Origin of the sequence: Haliscomenobacter sp. (assembly GCF_041740695.1) — a bacterium.
GTDB lineage: Bacteria > Bacteroidota > Bacteroidia > Chitinophagales > Saprospiraceae > Haliscomenobacter.
The window spans coordinates 55,361-76,640 of the sequence record NZ_JBGSLK010000029.1; the positions used below are offsets into that span (position 1 = coordinate 55,361).

The following is a 21,280-nucleotide window of genomic DNA, read 5'->3' on the forward strand; positions in this document are numbered from 1 at the left end:
GTGAAAATGGCTAGATCAATACTTCTCATAGTCAGTGCTATGGGCTACTATCTGTTTGCTTATCAGCTGCCAAGAAGCAACTTTACGGGGCTGATCAGTCTATACTGCGTCCTGTTTTTATGCTTTTGGTTTTTGGTAAAAGCTTTTCCCAAAGACCCCAACCCTTTATTTGCTCTTGGCATCCTGTTCAGGATATTGCTGATCGGCGCTGTACCCAATCTATCCCAGGATTTTTACCGCTTCATCTGGGATGGCCGATTGTTGTTACAGGGTTACAACCCCTATTTGCATTTACCCAATGAACTTATCCATACCAGTGGTTTTCTGATGCCTGAAGCCCAAATCCTTCACGAAGGGATGGGTACACTCAGTGCAGGCCATTACAGCAATTATCCCCCCATCAACCAGTTCTTTTTTGCTCTTGCAGCACTGTTGGCCGGGAAAAGCATCATGAGCAGTGTAATGGTATTCAAAATCATCATCATTGGAGCGGATGTGGGGACTTACCTTCTTGGAAAGAAAATCTTGCAGCATTTTAATCTGCCTAAAATCAACCTTTTTTACTACTTTTTGAACCCGCTGGTCATCATTGAACTCAGTGGAAATCTACATTTTGAAGGCGTGATGATTTTCTTTTTGTTGCTGTCGTTTTACTGGATGGTCAAACAAAAGCAGTCCCTTTCCGCCATCAGCATGGCTTTTTCCATTGCAGTCAAACTGGTGCCTTTGATGCTACTCCCTATTTTGTGGCATTATTTCAGTCGGGAGAAAATAATCCGATTTTATGCCCTAATTGGAATCACTTTAATGCTGCTGTTTTTACCTTTTTTGTCCGGTGCTTTTCTTTTAAATTATGCCAATACCATTGCGTTGTGGTTTGTCAATTTTGAGTTCAACGCCAGTATCTATTACCTTTTGAGAGGGCTCGGTTATGTACTCACCGGGTACAATCTCATCCCGGTCATTGGGCGGATTACTCCTTTCGTGGTCATGTGGATGATCCTGCGTTTTTCCCAATCCAAGGACAACCTCAGCCTTGAGGTTGTATTCAAGAACATGTTGCTGGTGCTTTCCCTTTATTTCTTTATGTCCACCACGGTTCATCCCTGGTATGTCATTACGCCTCTGGTGCTGAGTATTTTTACACCTTTTCGATTTGTACTTATTTGGAGTTTAAGTGTGATGCTGAGCTATTCGGCCTATGGCAATGTGGCTTTCAAAGAAAACTACTGGCTTTTGGGGGTGGAATATGGGGTGGTGTTTTTGGCGTTTTATAGGGAGTTGGCAAAAAACGAACTATTGTCGGTAATAAAGTGAAGCAATTTCAAAAACATTTAAGTATTTGCTTAAATAACTAAATAATGATACCTTGTGGTCGTTATATAGCCATTCCTTTAACATGGCTCTTGAAAGATTCAGTCTTAACCAGGTATTTTATGGAAAACAATCAATCTTGCATTAGAATACTTGCCGACAAAGTTCAGATAGAAAATTGCCGAAAAGTGCTTGATTCCAATGATAAGGCATTCAATCAATTGAGCAGTTTATTGGCCCTAGCCGGGAATGAAGTAAGGTTGAAGATTTTATTCCTATTGGAAGAAGAAAACGAACTCTGTCCATGTGATCTTTCGGACATTCTCAAGATGAGTATTCCTGCCATTTCGCAGCACTTGAGAAAACTCAAGGATGGAAACGTCATTGAAGCCAGAAGGCAAGGGCAAACCATTTTCTATTCACTCAAGGTCGAACAACTCGGCTTGCTCAGGCCATTTTTTAAACACATCGTTCATCATTCAAAAAAAGTAACAACATGAACAAGAAAAACAACTCACTCGTTGGAGCAGGAGTGCTTTCGGCCATCGCAGCTTCACTTTGCTGCATCACCCCTGTATTGGCCTTTATTTCCGGGGCATCGGGTATGGCTTCCACCTTTTCGTGGCTGGAACCAGCCAGACCTTATCTCATCGGAATTACGGTTTTGGTCTTGGGCTTTGCCTGGTATCAGAAGCTCAAACCACGAACAGCCGAAGAAATTCAATGCGCTTGTGAAGAAGATGAAAAGCCCAGTTTTTGGCAAACCAAGAAGTTCCTGGGTATTGTAACAGTGTTTTCGGCCTTGATGCTGGCATTTCCACAATACGCACCTATTTTCTACCCTTCTAATGACAAAAAGGAAGTGCTCATCGTCGATGCCTCGGATATTCAAGCGGTTACTTTTGATGTAAAAGGGATGACCTGCAATGCTTGTGCTTCCCACGTTGAAAATGACGTAAATAAACTATCAGGTATCCTTAAAATAGAAGCGAGTTACGAGGAAGCAGTCGCCAAAGTAAAGTTTGATCAATCCAAAGTGAGTTTGTCTCAAATCGAAGAAGCCATCAATGGCACAGGGTATGAAGTGGTAGGCAAGAAGTAGTATTTTTTTGCTTGCTTTATTTAAGAATTTAATTAAATAATTACACAATTGACTTTATGAACGGAGAAATTGCTAAAAATGCAACTGGTGGCATCGGTCAATTTGACCTGATCATAATTGGTGGTGGTTCGGCGGCATTTTCGGCAGCCATCAAAGCCGAAAGTTTGGGCTTGAGTACCTTGATGGTCAATGAAGGATTGGACTTTGGCGGGACTTGTGTAAATGTAGGTTGTGTTCCTTCTAAAAACCTAATTCGCGCAGGGGAAGCGGCATTTCACGCTACCCATTCCAACTTCGCTGGCATCAAACCCAAAGGTGTAGACATAGATTTCGCACAGGTGATCAAAGACAAAAAAAGGCTGGTTGCCACCCTGCAAGAGAAGAAATACATGGACGTGGTGAGCGATTTTAAAAACCTGACATTGCTGAAGGGTTGGGCGACTTTCAAAGATGAAAAAACGATTGTGGTGGAAGAGAAAGAATACAAAGCCCTCAAATTTTTGATTGCCACTGGAGCCACTACGAACATCCCTAGCATTGAAGGTTTGAATCAAATCGACTATCTAACCAATGTTTCCCTTTTTGATTTGGAAGAGAAACCCGAAAGTTTAACGATTATGGGTGCCGGTTACATTGGTTTAGAAATCGCAACGGCATACCATCGATTGGGTGTAAAAGTGCGTATCATCGAATTTACCGACCGAGTTTTAAGAACCCAAACACCCGACGTCAGTGAAGCATTGGAAGCCCAAATGCGCAAAGAAGGAATTGAGATTTTACCCAACTTCCGAGCCGTAAAATTTGATAAAAACGGAGACGAAACCATTATACATTGTAAATGCCCAGATGGTACGTTTACCCAAATTGTGGAAAAAGGCAAAGTGGTGATTGCCACAGGCACAAAACCCAATACAGGTAAATTAGGTTTGGAAACCATAGCCTTAGCACTCACTAAAAGCGGACATATTGCAGTGAATGAAAAAATGGAAACCAACTTGCCACACATTTACGCAGTTGGAGATGTAACCAACACTCCTGCCTTTGTGTACACGGCAGCTGTTGAAGGGAAAATTGCAGTAGAAAACGCATTTACCATGGCAACAAACGAAGTCGATTATACAGCTTTGCCTTGGGTGGTTTTTACCGACCCACAAGTAGCAGGTGCAGGGTTGGACGAAATACAGGCAAAAGCAAAAGGCATTCCGTTTGAAGTTTCCAAATTGGAGCTCAAGGAGGTACCGAGAGCAATTGCTGCAAATGACACAAGAGGGTTTATCAAACTCATTCGCAACACCGAAACAGATAAAATCATTGGCGCAAGAGTAGTCGCCTCGGAAGGCGGAGAGCTAGTCCAACTATTGAGTATGGCCATCAAATACGGAATAACTGCTACTGCATTAGCGGAAGGATTTTACCCTTATTTGACCTTGAGTGAGGGGATCAAAATAGCAGCAATCGCATTTAGAAAAGAAATTTCCAAGCTGAGTTGTTGCAGCAGTTAATTGGTTGATCTACAATCATACTTGTGTCAGGTGTGCCCGAAAAACCACTAGCAGTTCGACGGCACACCTGTCTACGGTTCGCTTATTCTTTTCTTCTGGTTCTAAGCCTTTGTTGTACCCACAGTCCAACTTTTTTCCCTTGCGCCACCCCTAAATCCAGGGCAGGACGATAATGAATTCCACCATATAGGCGGCTGATGCTCACTTCATCTGAGGCATTAAAAAAAGAGGTGAATTGACGTGCGGTTCGACCATACTCTACATTCGTTGTATCGCGAAAAGCAAAATTATCCCCGTATACAAAAGTTAAACCTTCCGCCGCCGACCTTGAGATTACACTATGCCCGCTGGTATGTTCAGGAAAAGCAGGTGCCTGTAGAAATGGTCGCCAATCCTCATTGATAAACTTGTTGATGTATGTTTCGGGGCGTACCCAGTTGTAAGTGTATTTGGCATGCCAGCAACTGATGAACCCTTCAAAAAGTCCAATGGAGGTGTACAGATAAGCCTCTGCACTTTTGACATAGTTGGCTTTTTTTATGCGTGAAGCCAGCATCGCAATATTCATCCAATGGCCACCTGGTGTTACCTTTTTATCGGCAAACATCACATGTCCAGCATGATGCGATACAAAGGGATTGTCGTCCCAAAAATAGGCAATCTCTTCCCGTTCAGCCTGATCGCTAGTCTCCAAAGCGGAATACACCTCCAATGCAACTTTGTGAAAAGCGCTGTTTTTACTTGTATCATACTTTGGTGGTGGTGGCGGGAAAAATTGACCTGCCGAATCCAGGGTAAAGGGTCTGATTTTGCTCCAGTGTGGCTCGGCGGCATCATTATAATCAGGAGGAGTAGGTTGCCAGCGTGTAGGATCACTTTCATCCACCATAAACTTGGGAAAAGTGCGCGTCTCTTTGTAATTATCCTTTTTACTGTGTTCAATAATCTCCGCTGCTACAGCCGTACCATAGGCAATAGAGCGATCAAAAACAGATTTAGGGATACCTGATTTTTTCTTCCATTCGGAATAAAGTTTTTCTCTAAAATCATCCAACATATCTTCTGAAAAAGTCAGGGCTTTGCCAACGCTTAAAAAAGCCTGTACCCCAGCCAAAGGAAAGCAATACTCCTGTCCAGCCTCGGGTTGTGGCAAGGAGCTTAACCAGCGCACCTGACCAGCCAAAGACAATGTAGTAGAATCGGTGTGCCTTCCTGCTTCATACCCAGCCAGACTGGAATAGGCATAGATTCGACTGGCCACTGGAGGTGAAAAAATATCATGAATGATTATTTCATTCAAGGCATACACCGAACGATGCAGGTATTCCGGGTTTTCGGCCTCCTCAATGTTGTATTCTTTTTGACAGGCAAAAAGGCCAAGGAGGAGCACAAATGAAATCAGGCTAAGTTTCATACAATGACCTATTTTATCAGGCTTTAAAGCGCTAAATGTAAAATTAAGGTGGTGATATTAAAAGATGACATTTGTCAGTGTTCGTTATTTTTTTCGGGATCGAACGATAAACGGACAAATAGTATTAAGCGATTACATCTATCTGCCCGGGTTCTACAAATCTCGACTCCAGCGTGGCCACCTCAAAAAACTGCTTAAAAAACTCATCACACCACAAGCAGATATTTTGCAGTTCCTCGGTGCGTTGTTCGGCGTATTCCCGGCTAATGCCAATAGACTCACCCATTCCCAAGGGGTCGCCTGCATTGATTTTTTGAAATACCGGACTTTGGGCAACACGTTCCAATACCTGAGCCACCTTTTCTTTGCGTGCATCCCCCATGGCCTTGTAGGTGCCCGGGCAGCAAGGATTGATGCGCCAAAGTTGGATGGAAATTTCTTGAGGGATTCCTTCAGCCCCAGTCAAAAAGCCAATACCACCAGAAAGGATGTTGCAAAAATTGTGTTTGGGGTTGCGCAACCAGATGTTCTTTTCCATCGAGCGACCTCGCGCCCAGTTGCCTCCCAACCACAAATCCTCACTAGCGCCCCAGTAGCCCCACGACAAGCGAAAATTTTGTACCAGGTAGTTGTCCTTTTCAATCAGCGGTTGGTGTTCAGTTCCATCTACCCCACGAGAGTCAAAAAGTTCGGCAAGTTCTATTAATCTGCTGCCTGAATGTTTATGATAACGATCGATGCTGGCAATATCGAAGCGGGTTACCCCCTTTTCAATCAGGATATCCAGGATCTCACCAGTGAGCAAATCCCCATTGGTTTGCAACATGATTTGGGTTTTTCCCTGGAATTTTTCCTGAAGCCGATCCAAAATGACGTACAATAACTTTTTATCCGCCAGAGGCTCGCCACCCGACAAAATAAGTCGATCCACTTGATCCGGTAGGTTCTCAATGATTTGTATACATTCCTCTTCAGAGATTCGAGCACCTTGCGGACCAGAGGAGTTGTAACAATGGTCGCATTTATCATTACAAAGCTGCGTAAAGACCCAATAAATCGATTCGCAGTGATTAAAGTTAAGTTTGTCTTGCATGATTAAAGTTTTTTCCAAAATTCAATTTCAGCACTCATTCCCGTGCGTACATCCGCCGCAAACGCAGCATAATCAGGAAACAAGTCCAGTTTTCCCCTTTCCATGTAACCCAATCGATCCCCCATTTTGAGGGCTTCTTTCAAGTCATGAGTGACAAATAAAGAAGTTATTCCATGTTCTGCGGTCAGCCGTTTAAAAAGCGCTTGCATATTTGAGCGCGTTTCCGGATCCAGGCTGGCGAATGGTTCATCCAACAACAAAAGCATGGGTTGAACGATCAAAGCTCGGCCAAAAGCGACTCGTTGCTTCTGGCCGCCAGATAACTCGTGTGGCATTTTGTGCGGGTGTTCCGCCAACTCAAGGTCCTCCAACATTTGGGCTGTTCGACGATCAATTTCGGGGGGTGCCAATTTGCGCAAGCGCAGCCCAAAAGCGATATTTTCAAAAACAGAATAGTGTGGAAACAACAAAGGTTCCTGATACAAATACACGGCACTGCGCTGTTGAGGTTTGAGTAAATTGATGTCTTGCCCTTGCACATAAATTTGCCCAGCCGCTGGGGTGAGTCCGGCAATAGCCTTTAACAAAGTTGTTTTCCCACAACCCGATTTGCCTAAAATAGCCAAAGTTTGGTTGACCTCAAGCTCCAAGGACACCCCACACAACACCGACTCACCTTGGTAAGACTTGAACATATTTTTTACAGCTAAAAACATACTCACACTTTTTTAAACACAAATTGGTGATTGAACCACAACAAGACCAAAGGTGGAAAGGACAACAAACAAGCCGCGATGGCCGCTACATGGATATTGGCTTCCCCAATGTATTGATACACCATAATGCTCAAGGTTTTGACCTGTCCTAAGCCAATCACGGAGGTAAGTCCATAATCGAACCAGGAAATCAGAAAAACCTGAAAAAAGCAAATCAGCAAGGTATGTTTAGAAATCGGCAGCAGTATTTTCCAGAACACCACTGTGGTAGAACTGCCCAAAGTGCGGGCCAAAGCTTCCATTTCGCGGAGTTGCTGGTCAAAATGATTAAAGAAAAACAAAACCGCAAAAGGGTAAGTCAAAATGAATTGAGCGATCAAAACACCTCCAAGTGTTCCAGTTAAATCAAGTACGTTGAACATAAAACTGAGGCAATAAGCATAAATAACCGGTGAAAACGCATAAGGAAAATAAGCCAGGGTGATCCATAGCTTCCGAGAGGAATGTATAGACAAAACGTGGCTACTCAAAAAACCTGCGGTGGTACTCAAACAGCCAACGACACCTGCTACAAGAGCGGAAGTTGCCAAACTGGAAAGCCAATCTACTCCCGTGCGGCTCAGGCTGGCCCAATGAATCAGACTCAGGTTTTGACTCGGAAACACCTCTGGAAAACGCCAGCTACTGGCCACAGACAGTAAAACCAGGTACCCAAAAGGTAGGATAAAAAGCGCGAATAATACAGCAAGGATAACTTTTTTCATTGCTCAGCCTTTGATACAGCTGCTTTATTCCAAAACCATCCTACTAAAAGTAAAATGAATAAAGTATAAAGCACTGTGCTGCTGTAAGCGATTGGAAGATCCGACAGGTTAAATTTTTTAAACTTTTGGCTGACGTAAACAGACCACATCATGGGCGACTGCCGTCCCAACAAGAGTGGCACTTCGTAGGCTCCAAATAAGAATACAAAGTACAAGAGCGCAGTAGGGGTGATTCGGCGCAACAATGCGGGCAATTGTACACGAAAAATAATATCCTTTGATGAAGCCCCTAAGGTAGCTGCCACTTGAGAAAGTGAGCTCAAGTTTTCAGCCTGATAAAAGCGAAGCAACAACAGGGTAAAGATTGGAAAGGTGAGCAAAGTAAGGGTGAAAATGACGCCAAAATAATGGGCATCGTTGATCAACTCGGGGAAGTCCTGTGACTTTTCGAACAAACCCAAGTGAATCGCCCAACGGGCTAACATTCCAGTATTGCCTAACCATTGAAACGACAAAAAAGCCGCGACTAATGAGGATAAGGCTAAAGGCAAATGCAACAAAAAATAATTTACCCTTTGCTCCAACTCCCTTTGTAAGCTTAATAAAAGCGTTAAAGACAAGCCTAAGGACAAAAGCAAAGTAAACAAAGCAACGCCCATACTCAAAGCCAACGCACTCCAAAACCCCTGATCCTCGAATAAGGCAGCCCAATGATTGAATGTAAAGCCTGTAGAGAGGGCACCAATCACCCCAAACGAATACAAGCCAGCATACACGAAACCGCTGGCCAATGGTGCTACCGCAAAGCTTAGAAAAAACAGTACTGTAAGATTACGTTTTAACATTGCACCGATTTTAAGCCTACCTAAACAGTAATTTACTGCTCAATCACTTTTTTTCTAAAATCTTCATACAACCTAACCATGTATTCTGGAGCTGGTTCTTTAAGGGCAAAAGGTTGGATTGTAGCACGCATGGTCGAGTTTTTGCGCTTAGAAACCTCCAAAAACTGAGCTTGGAATTCAGCAGGCAGTTTATCCATGGCCAAAACACTCCCATCACCCCATACTTTAGGATTGAGTTTGCGCAACTGGGCTTCCGGGCTGATCAGGAAATTAATGACGGTCATGGCACCTGCCTTATTCGCAGCCTGTGCAGGAATGCCCAAGAAATGGGAGTTTTGGATGGTGCCACTTTTCAAGACAAAAGATTTGGCCGTAGTTGGAAAAATATTTTGCTGAATTTTATTGTCGACCTCACTATCATTATTGCTCATGGTGAGGTCCAGTTCCTGGTTGACAAACATGGTATGCATGGCGGCCACGCTTTCTGGAAAGGTTTCACCCTTGCGCCAAAAGTAGCGTTTATTCCGATTGATAAACTCCCACAATTTAGCCGACAGCATTGCATATTTTTTTTGGTCAAAGGGCCCGTCCAGCGCATTCCCCCCACCAGCAAGTGCAATCATCCAGGATTTCAGAAGCGTCATTCCTGTGAATTCATAAGGGATCGTGAACTTTCCGGGGTTTTTACGCCACCATTTTTCCAATTCATCCATGGTTAGCGGAGGATTGGGTGTACGCAAGGAATCACAAATTAGCGCCAATTGAACATTGCCCCAGGGACATTCATAACCATCTACCGGTTGCTGAAAATCGATACCAATAAAGGGGTTTTGAAAATCTATGTACTGTGCATTAGGCAAGCGAGCGGTAAAAGGGCCAAACAAAGCTTGGATTTGGCGCAGTTGAAAGAACGTTTCGCCATTGATCCAGCACAAGTCCAGGTTACTGTTTTTTTTACCTGCTTCTATTTCGGAGAGCAAAACTTTGACAATTTCGGTGCCCTGTCCAGGAGCAATCTGTAAATCAATGTTAAAGCGGCTTTTTACTTCAGGCACTACCCAGTCTGACATATATTGATTGATAAGTGGGTCTCCTTGCCACATCATCATGTGTACCGTGGTATTTTGGGCCTTACTCGTGATGGTTTCAAAAGGTAAATCAAGCAAGTCTGTTTCGATTCCCGTTTTACTGGGATGATTACAGCCATTCAGCACCATCATCAAAAGCCCTAAGGTCATTAGTCTATTGCTCCAAATCATCAGTTCAAAAAGTTAGCCAGAAAATCATACGCGTCCATACAAAGTTACTGTGTTTTGGTAAGCTTCATGCATCCTCTGGTTTCTCATCCCCTTACTTCATACTGAAACCTAAAACCTAAAACAGCATAAAGTCCTTTTGCACAAAACCTACCTCGACACAGCTCAGAAAAAGTACCCGAAAATTTTAGTGTTCTATTGATGGTCAAAAAGCGTATAGTACTGAAAACTGAAATTGACGCGGAGGAGCGGCATTTTTCTCTACGATGCCGCTGGCAATGGCTCCGATTTGAATTTGGTTGCTTTGCGTTGCATTGTTTGAGTAGCCACTCAGATTCACGGTATTGAATAGGTTGAATACATCGGCACGAATCGTTAGCCCGGTTGCCACAAAAGTATAAGCGGTGGAAAGGTCAATGGTTTTGCTCCAGGGCAAGCGATCGCTGTTGCGCGATTCACCAGGGTGGCGGTCGCTGTTGCCCGTATACGCATCGGCAAAGGAACGCCCATCACCATTCAGATCGGTAGTACCGTACTTCAATGCATCCGGAATTCGGTTGATGGGCTGCCCACTTTGCAGCAGGGCAGCCAAGGTGATGCCCCATTGTTTAAGCGGATAAAAAGAACCAATGGCATTGATGACATGCGTCCGATCGTTGATACTTGGGCCCCATTCTGCCTCAAAGTTGTTGTTGTCTTGAGCTCTGAAATTGATGTCTTCCGTATTGTTGCGCAAACGTGAAAGGGTGTAGATCAAACGCCAGGCGTATTTGTCCTCGGCCCTTTCTTTTTGTACATTAAAAGACACCCCGATGTACTTTGCCTCACCCTCCGTTTCAGAGACGACAATGCTTCGGGCCACACCCGTTAATACTTCATTGTTGATGACAGCCGAGGCATTGCTGATGGGGATGGGTCGGCTGAGGTCGGCTGCTGATGATGAACGTACTACTACGGTATTGGGGTCATTGAGTGGATAAGCAGCAGGAGCATTGATATCGCGTAGCCGGAACAACTTATTCGATTTATTGTAAACCACATCAGCATAAAACAGCATTTTTTTACCCAGTTGACGTTGGTATCCCAAGGAGAACTGGTGCGTAAGCGGATTTTGGTACCCATTGGGATTCAGAATCCGGCGTTCATTGCTAAATGCACCTTCCCTTTGTGCTTGTAAGGTAGCGTAAGATGGTCCATTCAAATAAGTTACATTTTGTACTGAAGCACCTGCATTGCCATCGAACGTAATGTTGTCAAGATTGGTGCTGGCAGGTAAGCGCCCCAGGCCAATGAGTGCTTGCAATTGTTTACGGTAGTCACTTGACGTTGTATTTTGCTGTAATGCATCAGAGTAAACGGCGTAGAGAATTTTATCGTAAAAAATACCGTAGCCTCCTCGCAAACTGCTCTCACTATTGATTTTGTAATTCAGGCTAAAGCGAGGAGCCAGGTTGTTTAGGTCCATCTTTTCACCTCCTCCTTTAGACAAATTGTCGACATCGTAACGAAAACCGAGTGTCATATTCAAACGAGTTGACACATTAAAAACATCTTCGGCGTAGATAGAAAAAATATTCTGGCGGGTTCCAAATGAAGCAGGGCGAAGTTCTACATTGTAATTTAGCACCTCTACATCGTTGGGGATATCCCGAATGTCCAGGCCTGCCCCTAGATTGCGACCACGCAAGGATTCCAACTGAGTAGCATTGAGTTTGACGGTATAGTTCCCATTGACATTTCCTCCCCCCAACAATCCATGTTGGGCGCTGATCAATTCAATACCCGTTTTAAAGGTATGGTGATCCCGGTAAAAAGTCAGTTTTTGCTGCACCTGGAAAGTATTCTCCGTAGCATCAAAAATATACCCCGGGTGACCCAGCACGGCCGCGGTTTGTTCCTGAGGATCAAGCACTACCACTTGTGGCGAATTTTGATCAAGTGCCCGGCCGTAATTCCAGCGGAAGCGGCTGTACTGGAGGTTGGACTCCGATTTGAAGTTCTTGCCCAGGTACGTATTTTGGGAGGCAAGCAAGATCGAATTTCGATCTTGAAAATTGGCTGCCGAAGGAAACTGAGTTCCACCACTTAAGCCGCCGCCTTGTCGGGCAATGTTGACGATCCCGATATTCGCACGTACCGTTGAGCGAAAGTTCCGCGACCAATTGTGGTCGATTTTCCCGCTGAGGTAAGAAAAATTATTTTCACCACGGATGGTCTCATTGATATTGAGCGCAGGCGACTGGAGTAGGTTGTCCTTGATGTCACGAGTGTATTCGGCATTGACATAATAAAAGGTCTTATCCTTCTTGATTGCGCCTCCAAACCCTACCCCGGCCTGATAACGTTGAAATCCATCTTTCACCTGGTTGCCAGAAAGGTCGCGCTGGATATACGCAGATTCAGCATCCAAAACAGCTCCCTGGCGCGTTACAAAAAAAGCTTCACCCGCAAAATCGTTGGATCCACTGCGGGAAGTAATGTTGATGATCCCGTTGCCAGTCAAACCATATTCAGTCGAAAAATTGTTGCTTAAAACATTGATATTTTTGGCAAAACCAACAGGTATATTGAATTTCATCCCACCCAAGAAGCGTTCATTGTTGTCCATTCCATCGATCAAATAATTGGTGAACAAAGGATTAGACCCATTGATGCTAACATTTGGCGCTTCAGGATAAAACCCGGTTGCCTGGACTACATTTGGCAATCGATACAAAATGCGGGTAATGTCGCGTCCTTCGAGGGGAAGACTTTCAATCTCTTTTTGTTTTAGCTCCGATGAAACTTCAGCGTTCTGGACATTGATTCGGGAAGATCCTACCACAACTTCTGATAACAGTTGCGTTTCTCCGAAGCCGAATACCACCATTTGGATGCCGGTGTTGGTGTTTGAACGCAATACAATGCCTTCTTTTTTGGCAGATTCATAACGGTCATCTTCCATTACTTCCACCGTATATTCTCCAGCCAAAGCCAATCCAGTGAACCTGACTCGTCCTTGTACATTGGTGTTTTTTCGTTCGGAGAATCCAATAGATGGATTGCGCAACTCCACCAGTATCGAATCGATGGGTTTTCCCGTGCGATAGGCTGAAACAAAAACATCAAGGTCGACTTGAGCTTGTAGCACCTTTGAAATGGCCAAAAAGAAAATTAGAAAAAACAGCTTTGTAGCAATCTTCATGCGAAAAACTTTATAAGGCTTGCAAAATTCATTTGGATGCAGAGTCGCTCCACTTGCTTAAACCTGACAGAAATAGGGCAGCTTTTTTTCAAAAAAATGGAGAGCTGTCCTTAAATCGACAATCCTTTTATTTAAATGAATATCAATCAATTAAGCTTATAAATTTGCTGCAACAACCAATCAAATCAAACATGAATTTGGGTAAAATACTTTGTTTATTGCTTTTTCCCGGAGTTGTCCATGCTCAAACTTGCTGCTCTGGTGGGGTACCGATGTCTTCAAATATTGGGTTTTCAACTGGCGAGTATCAGCAATTACAATACGGGCTCAGCTATGATTACAATCGAATCACCCGCCTCTACAACGAAAAAGTAATGCTAGCCGACAACAATCGCATGCGGAGCACCCAATCCTATATATTGAGGGCGGCTTACCAGTGGCATCGTCGTTTTGCAAGCGAGCTATTTATCCCGATCATTCGCCAAGCCCGGAACATCCAAACCCTGAACAATGGCAATGATCAGGAAATCAGTCTGGGTCTGGGCGATCCAGCAGTGTTGGTAGCTTATGATGTGTTCAACAAACCGAAGTTGAATTGGACATTAGGCTTAGGCGTTCGTTTACCCTTAGGCAGTTTTTCACAAACAAACAATCAAGGCTTACTGCTAATCAATGATATGCAGCCTGGTTCTGGTGCCTTTGACTTAATCCTTAGAAGTGCCCTGAACTTTCCCATTCCAAACCACCCTGAATCCATCCTTTTTTTCAACGTTATTCATACCCAAAGGGGTCAAAACACCCGCTATTTGGGAAGCCAAACCTATCAATTTGGCCAGGAGTTACAATTGATCACAGGGTATAGTCGAAATGTCTATGCATTGAAACAAATCTGGCCATTAGCCCTTGGTCTTCGCTATCGTCATGCAGGACCAGATCAACTCAATCGAAGCAAACTGTCCAATACCGGAGGAGATTGGTTGTTTGCCAGATTGAGTCTGGGCTATTCCTTTGACCCGGAGACTCAATTACAAGTGGGACTGGAATCACCCTTTTATTCACACGTAAAAGGGGTACAGTTGTCACCTGATTATATTTTCAATATCAGCCTTTTAGGTAAAATAAAATTCAAGAAAGATGAATTCTAAACTGAATTTAGGATCGATGCTGTCCTTGCTCGCCTTAATGAGTATTTGCTGGGCATGTACCCCAAAATCCGATGGTGTAATTACTCCACCACCACCAACCAATAGCAACCCGGATTGGTTGGTTCCCAAAAATCAGGTTTTTGACGGTGGCCCAGGCAGGGATGGTATTCCCTCAATTGATGAACCCCTTTTCACCCGCAAGCCAGATAGTTTAGGTTTTATTGAAGATTTTGATTTGGTTCTGATTTTGAAAATAGGTGAGGAGGTACGTGCTTATCCCCACCCGGTACTGGACTGGCATGAGATTGTGAATGACGATATAGACACGCTAAGTTTAGCCATCAATTACTGCCCATTGACCGGAACTGGCATTGGCTGGAATCGTAAAATTAATGGTCAAAAAACCAGTTTTGGGGTATCTGGCCTATTGTATAATTCCAACTTAATGCCATATGATCGGAATTCTGAGAGCATTTGGTCGCAGTTGAAACTACAATGTGTAAATGGGTCGCTGATCGGGCGAAGCCCTCAAACCATATCCCTCATTGAAACGACAGTGTTCACCTGGAGAAAAATGTACCCTGGTTCAAAGATTTTAGTTGGAGGAAAAGGTAGAGTACGGCCTTACGGTACATACCCTTATGGTGATTTTAAAGTCAACCAAAACCGATTGCTCTTTCCAGTGGATCATTCCGACGATGAACGATTCCCTAAAAAGGAACGATTATTGAGCATCATTCATCAACAAGATGTTAAAGGCGTTCCCTTTACTTTCTTTCCCAAAAATGGCATTGGATTGACCCTGCGCACCGTGGGTGGTGAACCCGTAGTTGTGATTGGGAGTAAAGAATACAACTTCATGTGTGCCTATTTTTCGAAGAATAAAAGTTTCGAAGCCGTGCAAAATCGCTTGCCGATTGTGATGAAAGATGCCAGCAACAATTTTTACGACATTTTTGGCCAAGTTGTGGAAGGACCAGAAAAGGGGGCTCAATTAAAATCGCCTACGTTTATGATGGGATACTGGTTTGCCTGGGCTGCATTTTATCCTGATTTGGATTTGTAGCAACTATACCCCGAACGGAAATATAGTCTTGATCTTAAGCAAAATGAGAACAAACCTCTTCCGAACTAGCATTAGATTGAGGCTATTGAGCCTTCCTTTTTCAGTTGTCCCATAATCTACCTTATGTTAAATAGAGTTGTTTTCACCCCTCTCCCATCATTTTTTTCATACATCCAAAAAACAAAAATCTAATTCAATTAGTAAAATTAAACACAAATACTTTTAAATTTCCCGCCCAATACAACATACTATGCAAAACCGAGGCTCTGCCCCCTTCAGTGGCCTCATAAAGAAAACAACCAATGAGCAACACCAAAAGTGAGGCGGACACACGTGTGCCCGTCATTGAAATCAGCCAGATTCAGACCCATCTGCCCTATTTCCAGTCGGTACCAGCGGGCTTCCCCTCCCCTGCCGACGACTATGTAGAAGAACAGCTCAATCTCGACAAGTACCTCATCAAGAACCCCGCAGCCACCTTCTTCGTGCGCGTGTCCGGTGACTCGATGACTGGAGCCGGCATTTACCCCGAAGACATTCTGATTGTAGACCGATCCTTGCAGGCCAAGAGCAATGATGTGGTGATTGCCCTACTGGAGGGTGAATTCACCGTTAAACGACTGGTATACGAGCAGGGGCATTACTGGCTCAAACCCGAGCATGCCAGCTTCAAGCCCATCCAGGTTTTAGCCGAGAGCGATTTTCAGGTGTGGGGCGTGGTTACGAATGTTATTCATAAACCGTATGTTCTAAAATGACGAATGATTCGAATGACGTGACGAATAAGGCGCTCGTCTGGGATTTGAGTTTCATCCTCTCTTGACTTATGCTGCTAATGAAGATTCAATTGGGGTACGAATGACGAATTTGGAGGCAGCCCGTTATTCGTCACTCATCATTCGAAAAATTCGTCATTCCCATGTCTTATCTCCTCGCCGATTGTAACAATTTCTACGCCAGCTGTGAGCGGGTCTTCAACCCCAAGCTCCGGGGGCGGCCCATTGTGGTATTGTCCAACAACGACGGTTGTGTGGTAGCGCGCAGCAACGAAGCCAAGGCGCTGGGCATCCCGATGGGGGAACCATTTTTCAAGATCAGGGCCTTGGTCAAAGCGCAGCAGGTGGAGGTTTTTTCCAGCAATTACACCCTCTATGCCGATATGTCGGCCCGGGTGATGAGCATCCTGCAAGCCCACTGCGCGGAAACGGAAGTGTACTCCATCGATGAAGCCTTTCTTCAGCCCAATCGCTACGGTGCCACGGTAGCGGATAACCTGGACTTTGCCCTTGGGCTGCGCGAAACCGTGCTACAATGTACCGGCATTCCCATTTCCGTGGGGCTCGCCGACACCAAAACCCTGGCCAAGTTGGCCAATCACCTGGCAAAGAAACGCAGTCTGAATGGCACCTACCACCTGGAAGCCAGCAGCCCGGAGCTTGCGGATCTCGGCATCGAGGAGCTCTGGGGCGTGGGGGCAGCCTACCAGCGGCGACTGGCCGCAGTGCGCGTCAAAACCGTAGCCGACCTGGCCCGGGTATCTGAGGTTTGGATGCAGAAGGAATTTGGGGTGGTGGGCTTGCGGCTGCTCAAGGAAGTGCGGGGTGAGGCTTGTTACGGGCTGGAAGCTCCAGTGGAAAGTCGGAAGTCGATGATTGTATCCCGATCCTTTGCGCAGGATGTGCTGGAGCTGTCTGTGCTAAGCGAGGCGGTGGCGAGGCATGCTACGCGCTTGGGGGAAAAATTGCGGCGCTATGGGCAACAGACGGAGGCAATCACGGTCTTTGTATGGGCCAATCGTTTCAAGCCGCAGGAGAATATGCCCTTGCAATGTAGTGCCTTGAGTGTGGAGTTGCCGCTAGCCAGTAGCAATACGAATGAGTTGATTCACTGGGCGTGGCTACTGGTGCGCAAGTTGTATCAAGCGGGGGTGCGGTACAAAAAGGCGGGGATCATGGCCACGGCGCTGCGGCCGCAGACTAGTGTACAAATGAATCTGTTTGTGGACGAAGGGGCTTCGTTGCGCTCGGCGCAGTTGATGCAAGCGCTGGACGGGATCAATCGGAAAATGGGGCGCAATACGGTGTATTTCGCGGCTTGTGGGAATAAGCCGGAATGGGGCCCGAAGGGGGAGAGAAGGTCGGGGAGGTTTACGACGAGGTGGGGGGAGTTGATGAGGGTAAAATAGGGTGTGGGTTCGAGTGTGATCGTGTGGGTGTGTGGGAGCGTTGCCCTGGGAACTTAGCGACGTGGAACCCTCCCACTCCCAAAGACGTTCAATACAAAAGACCGCAATCTATGTCTATATTGTTCTTAGATTGGGGCTTGGAAGAATCACGATCAAAAAATCCAGAAAAACACCAAAACACCAGATAAATGCAACCCATAGACCCTACCATTAACCCTAGTCAAGGCATGTTCAGCTTCGACATCCTCCTCAACCTTTCCAAAATCGGCTACCATCCCGAGATAGTGGATTATTTGGAAAGCCTGCTCATTAATTTAGCTGACGCACAGCAGATCATCACATCGGATTGCACCCTTGCCCAGGCCGACCATACCATCCGGGTAGCAGTTACCTGTCCAGAACTGGATGCGCTGGATGTTAAAAACTGCACGTTGTACGGCAAACGCACGATAGAGAGAATAGAGGCCGCCTTACAAAGCCCCATCCAATTTATCCCGACAGGTATTGACCCGCGCTACGAACCCTATATCGGGCAAAAAAAACCTACTGTATACATCCTACAGGGCAATGGCATTTTTCCATTGCTCAATGGGGACACCAACAGCTTTATTCCCATTTACAAAATCCCCTTTACCTATCACGATGAGGCCTGTTACAATGATGTCCGGTTCTGGAACAACAATTACGAACGCCTTTACGGGATTTGGTTCAACGGCATACACGAAAAATTTGCCCAGCGGCAAATGCAAGATCCCCATTCCGCCCTCTCGATAGAAGGCCGAGCCGTTTGCCAAAGGATCGAAACCCTTACTGGCGTACCCACCTATTATTTTTTGTTCAACTACCGCCGCCGCAGCCGAACTCAAGAACGCGCCTGGAAATGCCCCTTGTGTGGAAAAGACTGGTTGCTTGAAGGCGCAGAACCTAGGGATGAGATCGCTTTCCGTTGCGATGAGGACCGAATTGTTTCGAGATTCACGCTGAATTCTTAATTTAGAGCCGATGGAAAATTATACGAATAGCGAATGCGAGCTATTTTGAACGAAAAAGATATTTCAACCATTTTCAATGCTTGTCTGTATCCGCATCCATTGCAAGCCACGGTCATCCACTTCACCTTGTTCGATGTTTACCTGAAGTCGGGCATTCGCCAGCCCCATTTCGCTACAGGCGATCATGGCTTTTTCGCGGATCAGGTCCCACTGCGGATCGGAGAAAAGTCGGCCCTGATCGAGCCAAAAATCTACGTCCATTACTTTATTGCTTGGGAAAGCCCGGCCGAGTTCTTCCAACGCAACAACTTGTGCTTCCGTAAGCAAACCGTCCTCCAGCAACTGTACCCGATTGTCGGTAAAGTAGGTGTGATAATCAATCGCCATCTCGTCACCTACGTAGCCGCCACCCATGGCGTGGATTTGCTCTGCCGCAGGCAAGGAGAGTATGATGACGGTTTTTTGGAGTTCTTCAAAAGCGTAGTTTCGTTCCATACTGTTGTAAAGTTACAGCAAAATTGTAAACCCCTGGCTTACTTCTGTCGCCAGGGGTACAATTTGGCAATTGATGGATTGCTAAGATGAGGTGTCCAGGAATGGAGGGGAAGTAGTCGGGTGGTGGGGAAGGGATGAAAGAATGGGGCCCTGCTGGCTGGAGGGCTTTTTTTTTTAACCACCTTGGGTACCTAAGGGCATCTTAGGGCGAGTTAAGGAGGGAAAGAAGGGAAAGTGGACCTGCTGGCGCAGGGCTTTTTTTTTTGAACCGCCTTAGGCACCTAAGGGCATCTTAGAAAGAGAAACCATAGAAAATATGATACGCCTCTGGAGGCGCTGCAAGCGGCGATGGAACGGGATCTGTCCGCAGGGGTGTATGTAGCACACAAAGGGGAGAAAATTGAACGGGTTACTTCATACTTACTGTCGATCTTTGACCTAGTTGCTCTGAGCGTGGAGGAAAAACGGCTGTTGCAGCATTTTGCGGCTTTGCCAAAAGAATATATACAGTATGAATTGCTCAATCAACTTGTAACCATTGATCAGATTTATCAACAACCGCAAAAAAAGCAGCTTTTTTTGCGGAAAATAATTGAAAAAATCTTCCTGGGAACCGCAAAAAACGGAAAGAGCAGAAGATTTGAAGATGTTGTCTCAATCTTGCAAGACCTCAGTGATAAAGGTTGGCTACTGACGACAAACGAACCAGAGGCCTACAAAATACACCGGATTATTCAGGAAGTGGTGAAGCGGAAACTACCTCCCTCGGTGGTTGAGCTGAAAGAGTTGATCAGAAATGTAGCTGATTTACTACACGTTGACGACAGCAAAGACAACCCTGTTGATAAATTTCCTTTCATTCCTTTCGGGGAAGCAGTGTTGGAGCTTTTTCCAGATGCTATGGATCCGGAGATTAGCCGATTGCAAAATGAACTCGCCTTGGTACTTCAAGACCTTGGGGATTACGACAAAGCAAGAGCGTTTTTGGAAAAAGCCATACAAAGCGATGAGGCCAACTTTGGAGAACAATACCCCACAACCGCGGTCAGTTATTCCAACTTGGCAATGGTCCTTCGAGACCTTGGGGATTATACCAGTGCGAAGGAATTATTGGAAAAGGCACTACGCAGCGATGTAGCCAACTTTGGAGAAAACCACCCAAAAACCGCCGTCCAATATTCCAACTTAGCTCAAATCCTTCAAGACATTGGCGATGACGAAACAGCTAAGGACTTGTTGGAAAAGGCGCGGCAAATCAATGTAACCAATTTTGGAGAAAACCATCCAAATACTGCTGTCAATTATTCTAATTTGGCTCTAGCCCTTCAAAACCTTGGCGATGAAGCAGCAGCTAAAGAGCTATTGGAAAAGGCGCTGCGAATCAATGAAATCAACTTTGGAGAAAACCATCCAAATACCGCCGTTAATTATTCTAATTTGGCTACTATCTTTAAAAACTTGAAAGAGTACGAGGAAGCAAGGCAATTGTTGGAAAAGGCACTACGCATTGATGAGGCGCATTTTGGCGAGAACCACCCAAGGATGGCAATAACTTATTCAAATTTGGCAACTGTTCTTCAAGACTTGGAAGATTATACTGATGCGAAGAACATGTTAGAAAAGGCACTGCGTAGTAATGTGACCAACTTTGGAGAAGACCACCCCAACACTGCCGTCAGTTATACTAATTTGGCTATGGTACTTCTGGATCTGGAAGAATACGAAAAAGCAATGCTTCTGGCTATTAAAGCTTCCCGCATTTATACAGTACATCTTGGGGAGCAACATCCAGACACTAAAAGCATGAGAGAAAATTTAGTAGCTGTTGAAAAGAAAATGCTTGAAAACGGCTGGACGGAGGAGAACATAAACGAACTACTCAAAAGAGAGGAATGAATCTAGTATCTCCCAAAATTCAAAATAACCGACTTACGAAGGCCTATTGGTCTTATTACCCTTACGCCCTAACGAAATCAGGCGCCCCTAGATGCAGGGGCGCCTGGTTTGTGTTTGACCCTCAATCAAGGCGCCAAGCGCCATAGGTGTCGTAAAAGCAGGCTCCATCGTGATATCGAAACGATGGAAGGCTGCTTTTGCTTATACAGCCGACCGGGTTCACGCGCCAAATTATTGGTACCAAGCTCCTTAAAGCTCTGGTAACTGTTCGATACTGCGTTTGTTCGGCTCAGCGAACAACTTCCAACAGT

Annotated in this window: 18 protein-coding genes; 10 read left to right on the plus strand and 8 right to left on the minus strand. The window is 45.2% G+C overall.

The window, feature by feature from the left end; translation table 11 throughout:
• Window positions 1-39: 39 nt before the first annotated feature.
• From ACEW9O_RS06665 to merA, 4 genes are all read left to right on the plus strand, one after another.
• Window positions 40-1,317 carry a mannosyltransferase gene (locus tag ACEW9O_RS06665; RefSeq protein ID WP_373549362.1) on the plus strand — a complete coding sequence of 426 codons (1,278 nt, stop codon included), beginning with the start codon at window positions 40-42 and terminating at the stop codon, window positions 1,315-1,317.
• A gap of 119 nt (window positions 1,318-1,436) precedes the next feature.
• A complete protein-coding gene (locus tag ACEW9O_RS06670) occupies window positions 1,437-1,814 on the plus strand; it encodes an ArsR/SmtB family transcription factor (protein ID WP_373549363.1) in 378 nt (125 codons plus the stop codon).
• Complete coding sequence (gene merTP, locus ACEW9O_RS06675) at window positions 1,811-2,416, plus strand: mercuric transport protein MerTP (protein WP_373549364.1); 606 nt, start codon at window positions 1,811-1,813, stop codon at window positions 2,414-2,416. Before ACEW9O_RS06670 ends, merTP begins: the two co-directional genes overlap by 4 nt.
• A 56-nt stretch (window positions 2,417-2,472) precedes the next feature.
• Complete coding sequence (gene merA, locus ACEW9O_RS06680) at window positions 2,473-3,918, plus strand: mercury(II) reductase (RefSeq protein ID WP_373549365.1); 1,446 nt, start codon at window positions 2,473-2,475, stop codon at window positions 3,916-3,918.
• Window positions 3,919-4,000: 82 nt separating this feature from the next.
• On the opposite strand, the gene ACEW9O_RS06685 is transcribed toward merA, so the two are convergent.
• The 7 genes from ACEW9O_RS06685 to ACEW9O_RS06715 form a co-directional block, all read right to left on the minus strand.
• Window positions 4,001-5,332, minus strand: coding sequence for a vanadium-dependent haloperoxidase (locus ACEW9O_RS06685; protein ID WP_373549366.1), 1,332 nt, complete (start codon window positions 5,330-5,332; stop codon window positions 4,001-4,003).
• 124 nt (window positions 5,333-5,456) lie between these two features.
• On the minus strand, window positions 5,457-6,425 hold the full coding sequence (locus tag ACEW9O_RS06690) for a radical SAM protein (RefSeq protein ID WP_373549367.1): 969 nt from the start codon (window positions 6,423-6,425) through the stop codon (window positions 5,457-5,459).
• Between the two features lie 2 nt (window positions 6,426-6,427).
• Window positions 6,428-7,141 (minus strand): ABC transporter ATP-binding protein, encoded by a 714-nt coding sequence (locus tag ACEW9O_RS06695; protein ID WP_373549368.1) that lies wholly within the window; start codon window positions 7,139-7,141, stop codon window positions 6,428-6,430.
• Window positions 7,142-7,143: 2 nt separating this feature from the next.
• Window positions 7,144-7,905, minus strand: coding sequence for an ABC transporter permease (locus ACEW9O_RS06700; RefSeq protein ID WP_373549369.1), 762 nt, complete (start codon window positions 7,903-7,905; stop codon window positions 7,144-7,146).
• Window positions 7,902-8,750, minus strand: coding sequence for an ABC transporter permease subunit (locus ACEW9O_RS06705; protein ID WP_373549370.1), 849 nt, complete (start codon window positions 8,748-8,750; stop codon window positions 7,902-7,904). The genes ACEW9O_RS06700 and ACEW9O_RS06705 overlap by 4 nt, the downstream gene beginning before the upstream one ends.
• A 32-nt stretch (window positions 8,751-8,782) precedes the next feature.
• Window positions 8,783-10,009 (minus strand): ABC transporter substrate-binding protein, encoded by a 1,227-nt coding sequence (locus ACEW9O_RS06710; protein WP_373549371.1) that lies wholly within the window; start codon window positions 10,007-10,009, stop codon window positions 8,783-8,785.
• 202 nt (window positions 10,010-10,211) lie between these two features.
• Window positions 10,212-13,190, minus strand: a complete 2,979-nt coding sequence (locus ACEW9O_RS06715; RefSeq protein WP_373549372.1) for a TonB-dependent receptor plug domain-containing protein — start codon at window positions 13,188-13,190, stop codon at window positions 10,212-10,214.
• 191 nt (window positions 13,191-13,381) lie between these two features.
• Here ACEW9O_RS06715 and ACEW9O_RS06720 point away from each other — a divergent pair, with 191 nt between their 5' ends.
• The 5 genes from ACEW9O_RS06720 to ACEW9O_RS06740 all read left to right on the plus strand — a co-directional run bounded on the left by ACEW9O_RS06720 (window position 13,382) and on the right by ACEW9O_RS06740 (window position 18,578).
• Complete coding sequence (locus tag ACEW9O_RS06720) at window positions 13,382-14,335, plus strand: transporter (protein ID WP_373549373.1); 954 nt, start codon at window positions 13,382-13,384, stop codon at window positions 14,333-14,335.
• Entirely contained in the window at window positions 14,325-15,401 is a 1,077-nt protein-coding gene (locus tag ACEW9O_RS06725; RefSeq protein ID WP_373549374.1) for a DUF3179 domain-containing protein, read from the plus strand. Before ACEW9O_RS06720 ends, ACEW9O_RS06725 begins: the two co-directional genes overlap by 11 nt.
• A gap of 302 nt (window positions 15,402-15,703) precedes the next feature.
• Complete coding sequence (locus ACEW9O_RS06730) at window positions 15,704-16,159, plus strand: LexA family protein (protein ID WP_373549375.1); 456 nt, start codon at window positions 15,704-15,706, stop codon at window positions 16,157-16,159.
• A gap of 161 nt (window positions 16,160-16,320) precedes the next feature.
• The gene (locus ACEW9O_RS06735) at window positions 16,321-17,586 is read left to right on the plus strand and encodes a Y-family DNA polymerase (RefSeq protein WP_373549376.1); all 1,266 of its coding nucleotides are present in this window, start codon (window positions 16,321-16,323) and stop codon (window positions 17,584-17,586) included.
• A 188-nt stretch (window positions 17,587-17,774) separates the two neighbouring features.
• Window positions 17,775-18,578 carry a DUF2310 family Zn-ribbon-containing protein gene (locus tag ACEW9O_RS06740; RefSeq protein ID WP_373549377.1) on the plus strand — a complete coding sequence of 268 codons (804 nt, stop codon included), beginning with the start codon at window positions 17,775-17,777 and terminating at the stop codon, window positions 18,576-18,578.
• A 63-nt stretch (window positions 18,579-18,641) separates the two neighbouring features.
• On the opposite strand, the gene ACEW9O_RS06745 is transcribed toward ACEW9O_RS06740, so the two are convergent.
• Window positions 18,642-19,073, minus strand: coding sequence for a hypothetical protein (locus ACEW9O_RS06745; RefSeq protein ID WP_373549378.1), 432 nt, complete (start codon window positions 19,071-19,073; stop codon window positions 18,642-18,644).
• A 348-nt stretch (window positions 19,074-19,421) separates the two neighbouring features.
• Here ACEW9O_RS06745 and ACEW9O_RS06750 point away from each other — a divergent pair, with 348 nt between their 5' ends.
• Complete coding sequence (locus tag ACEW9O_RS06750; RefSeq protein ID WP_373549379.1) at window positions 19,422-20,969, plus strand: tetratricopeptide repeat protein; 1,548 nt, start codon at window positions 19,422-19,424, stop codon at window positions 20,967-20,969.
• Window positions 20,970-21,280: the final 311 nt, after the last annotated feature.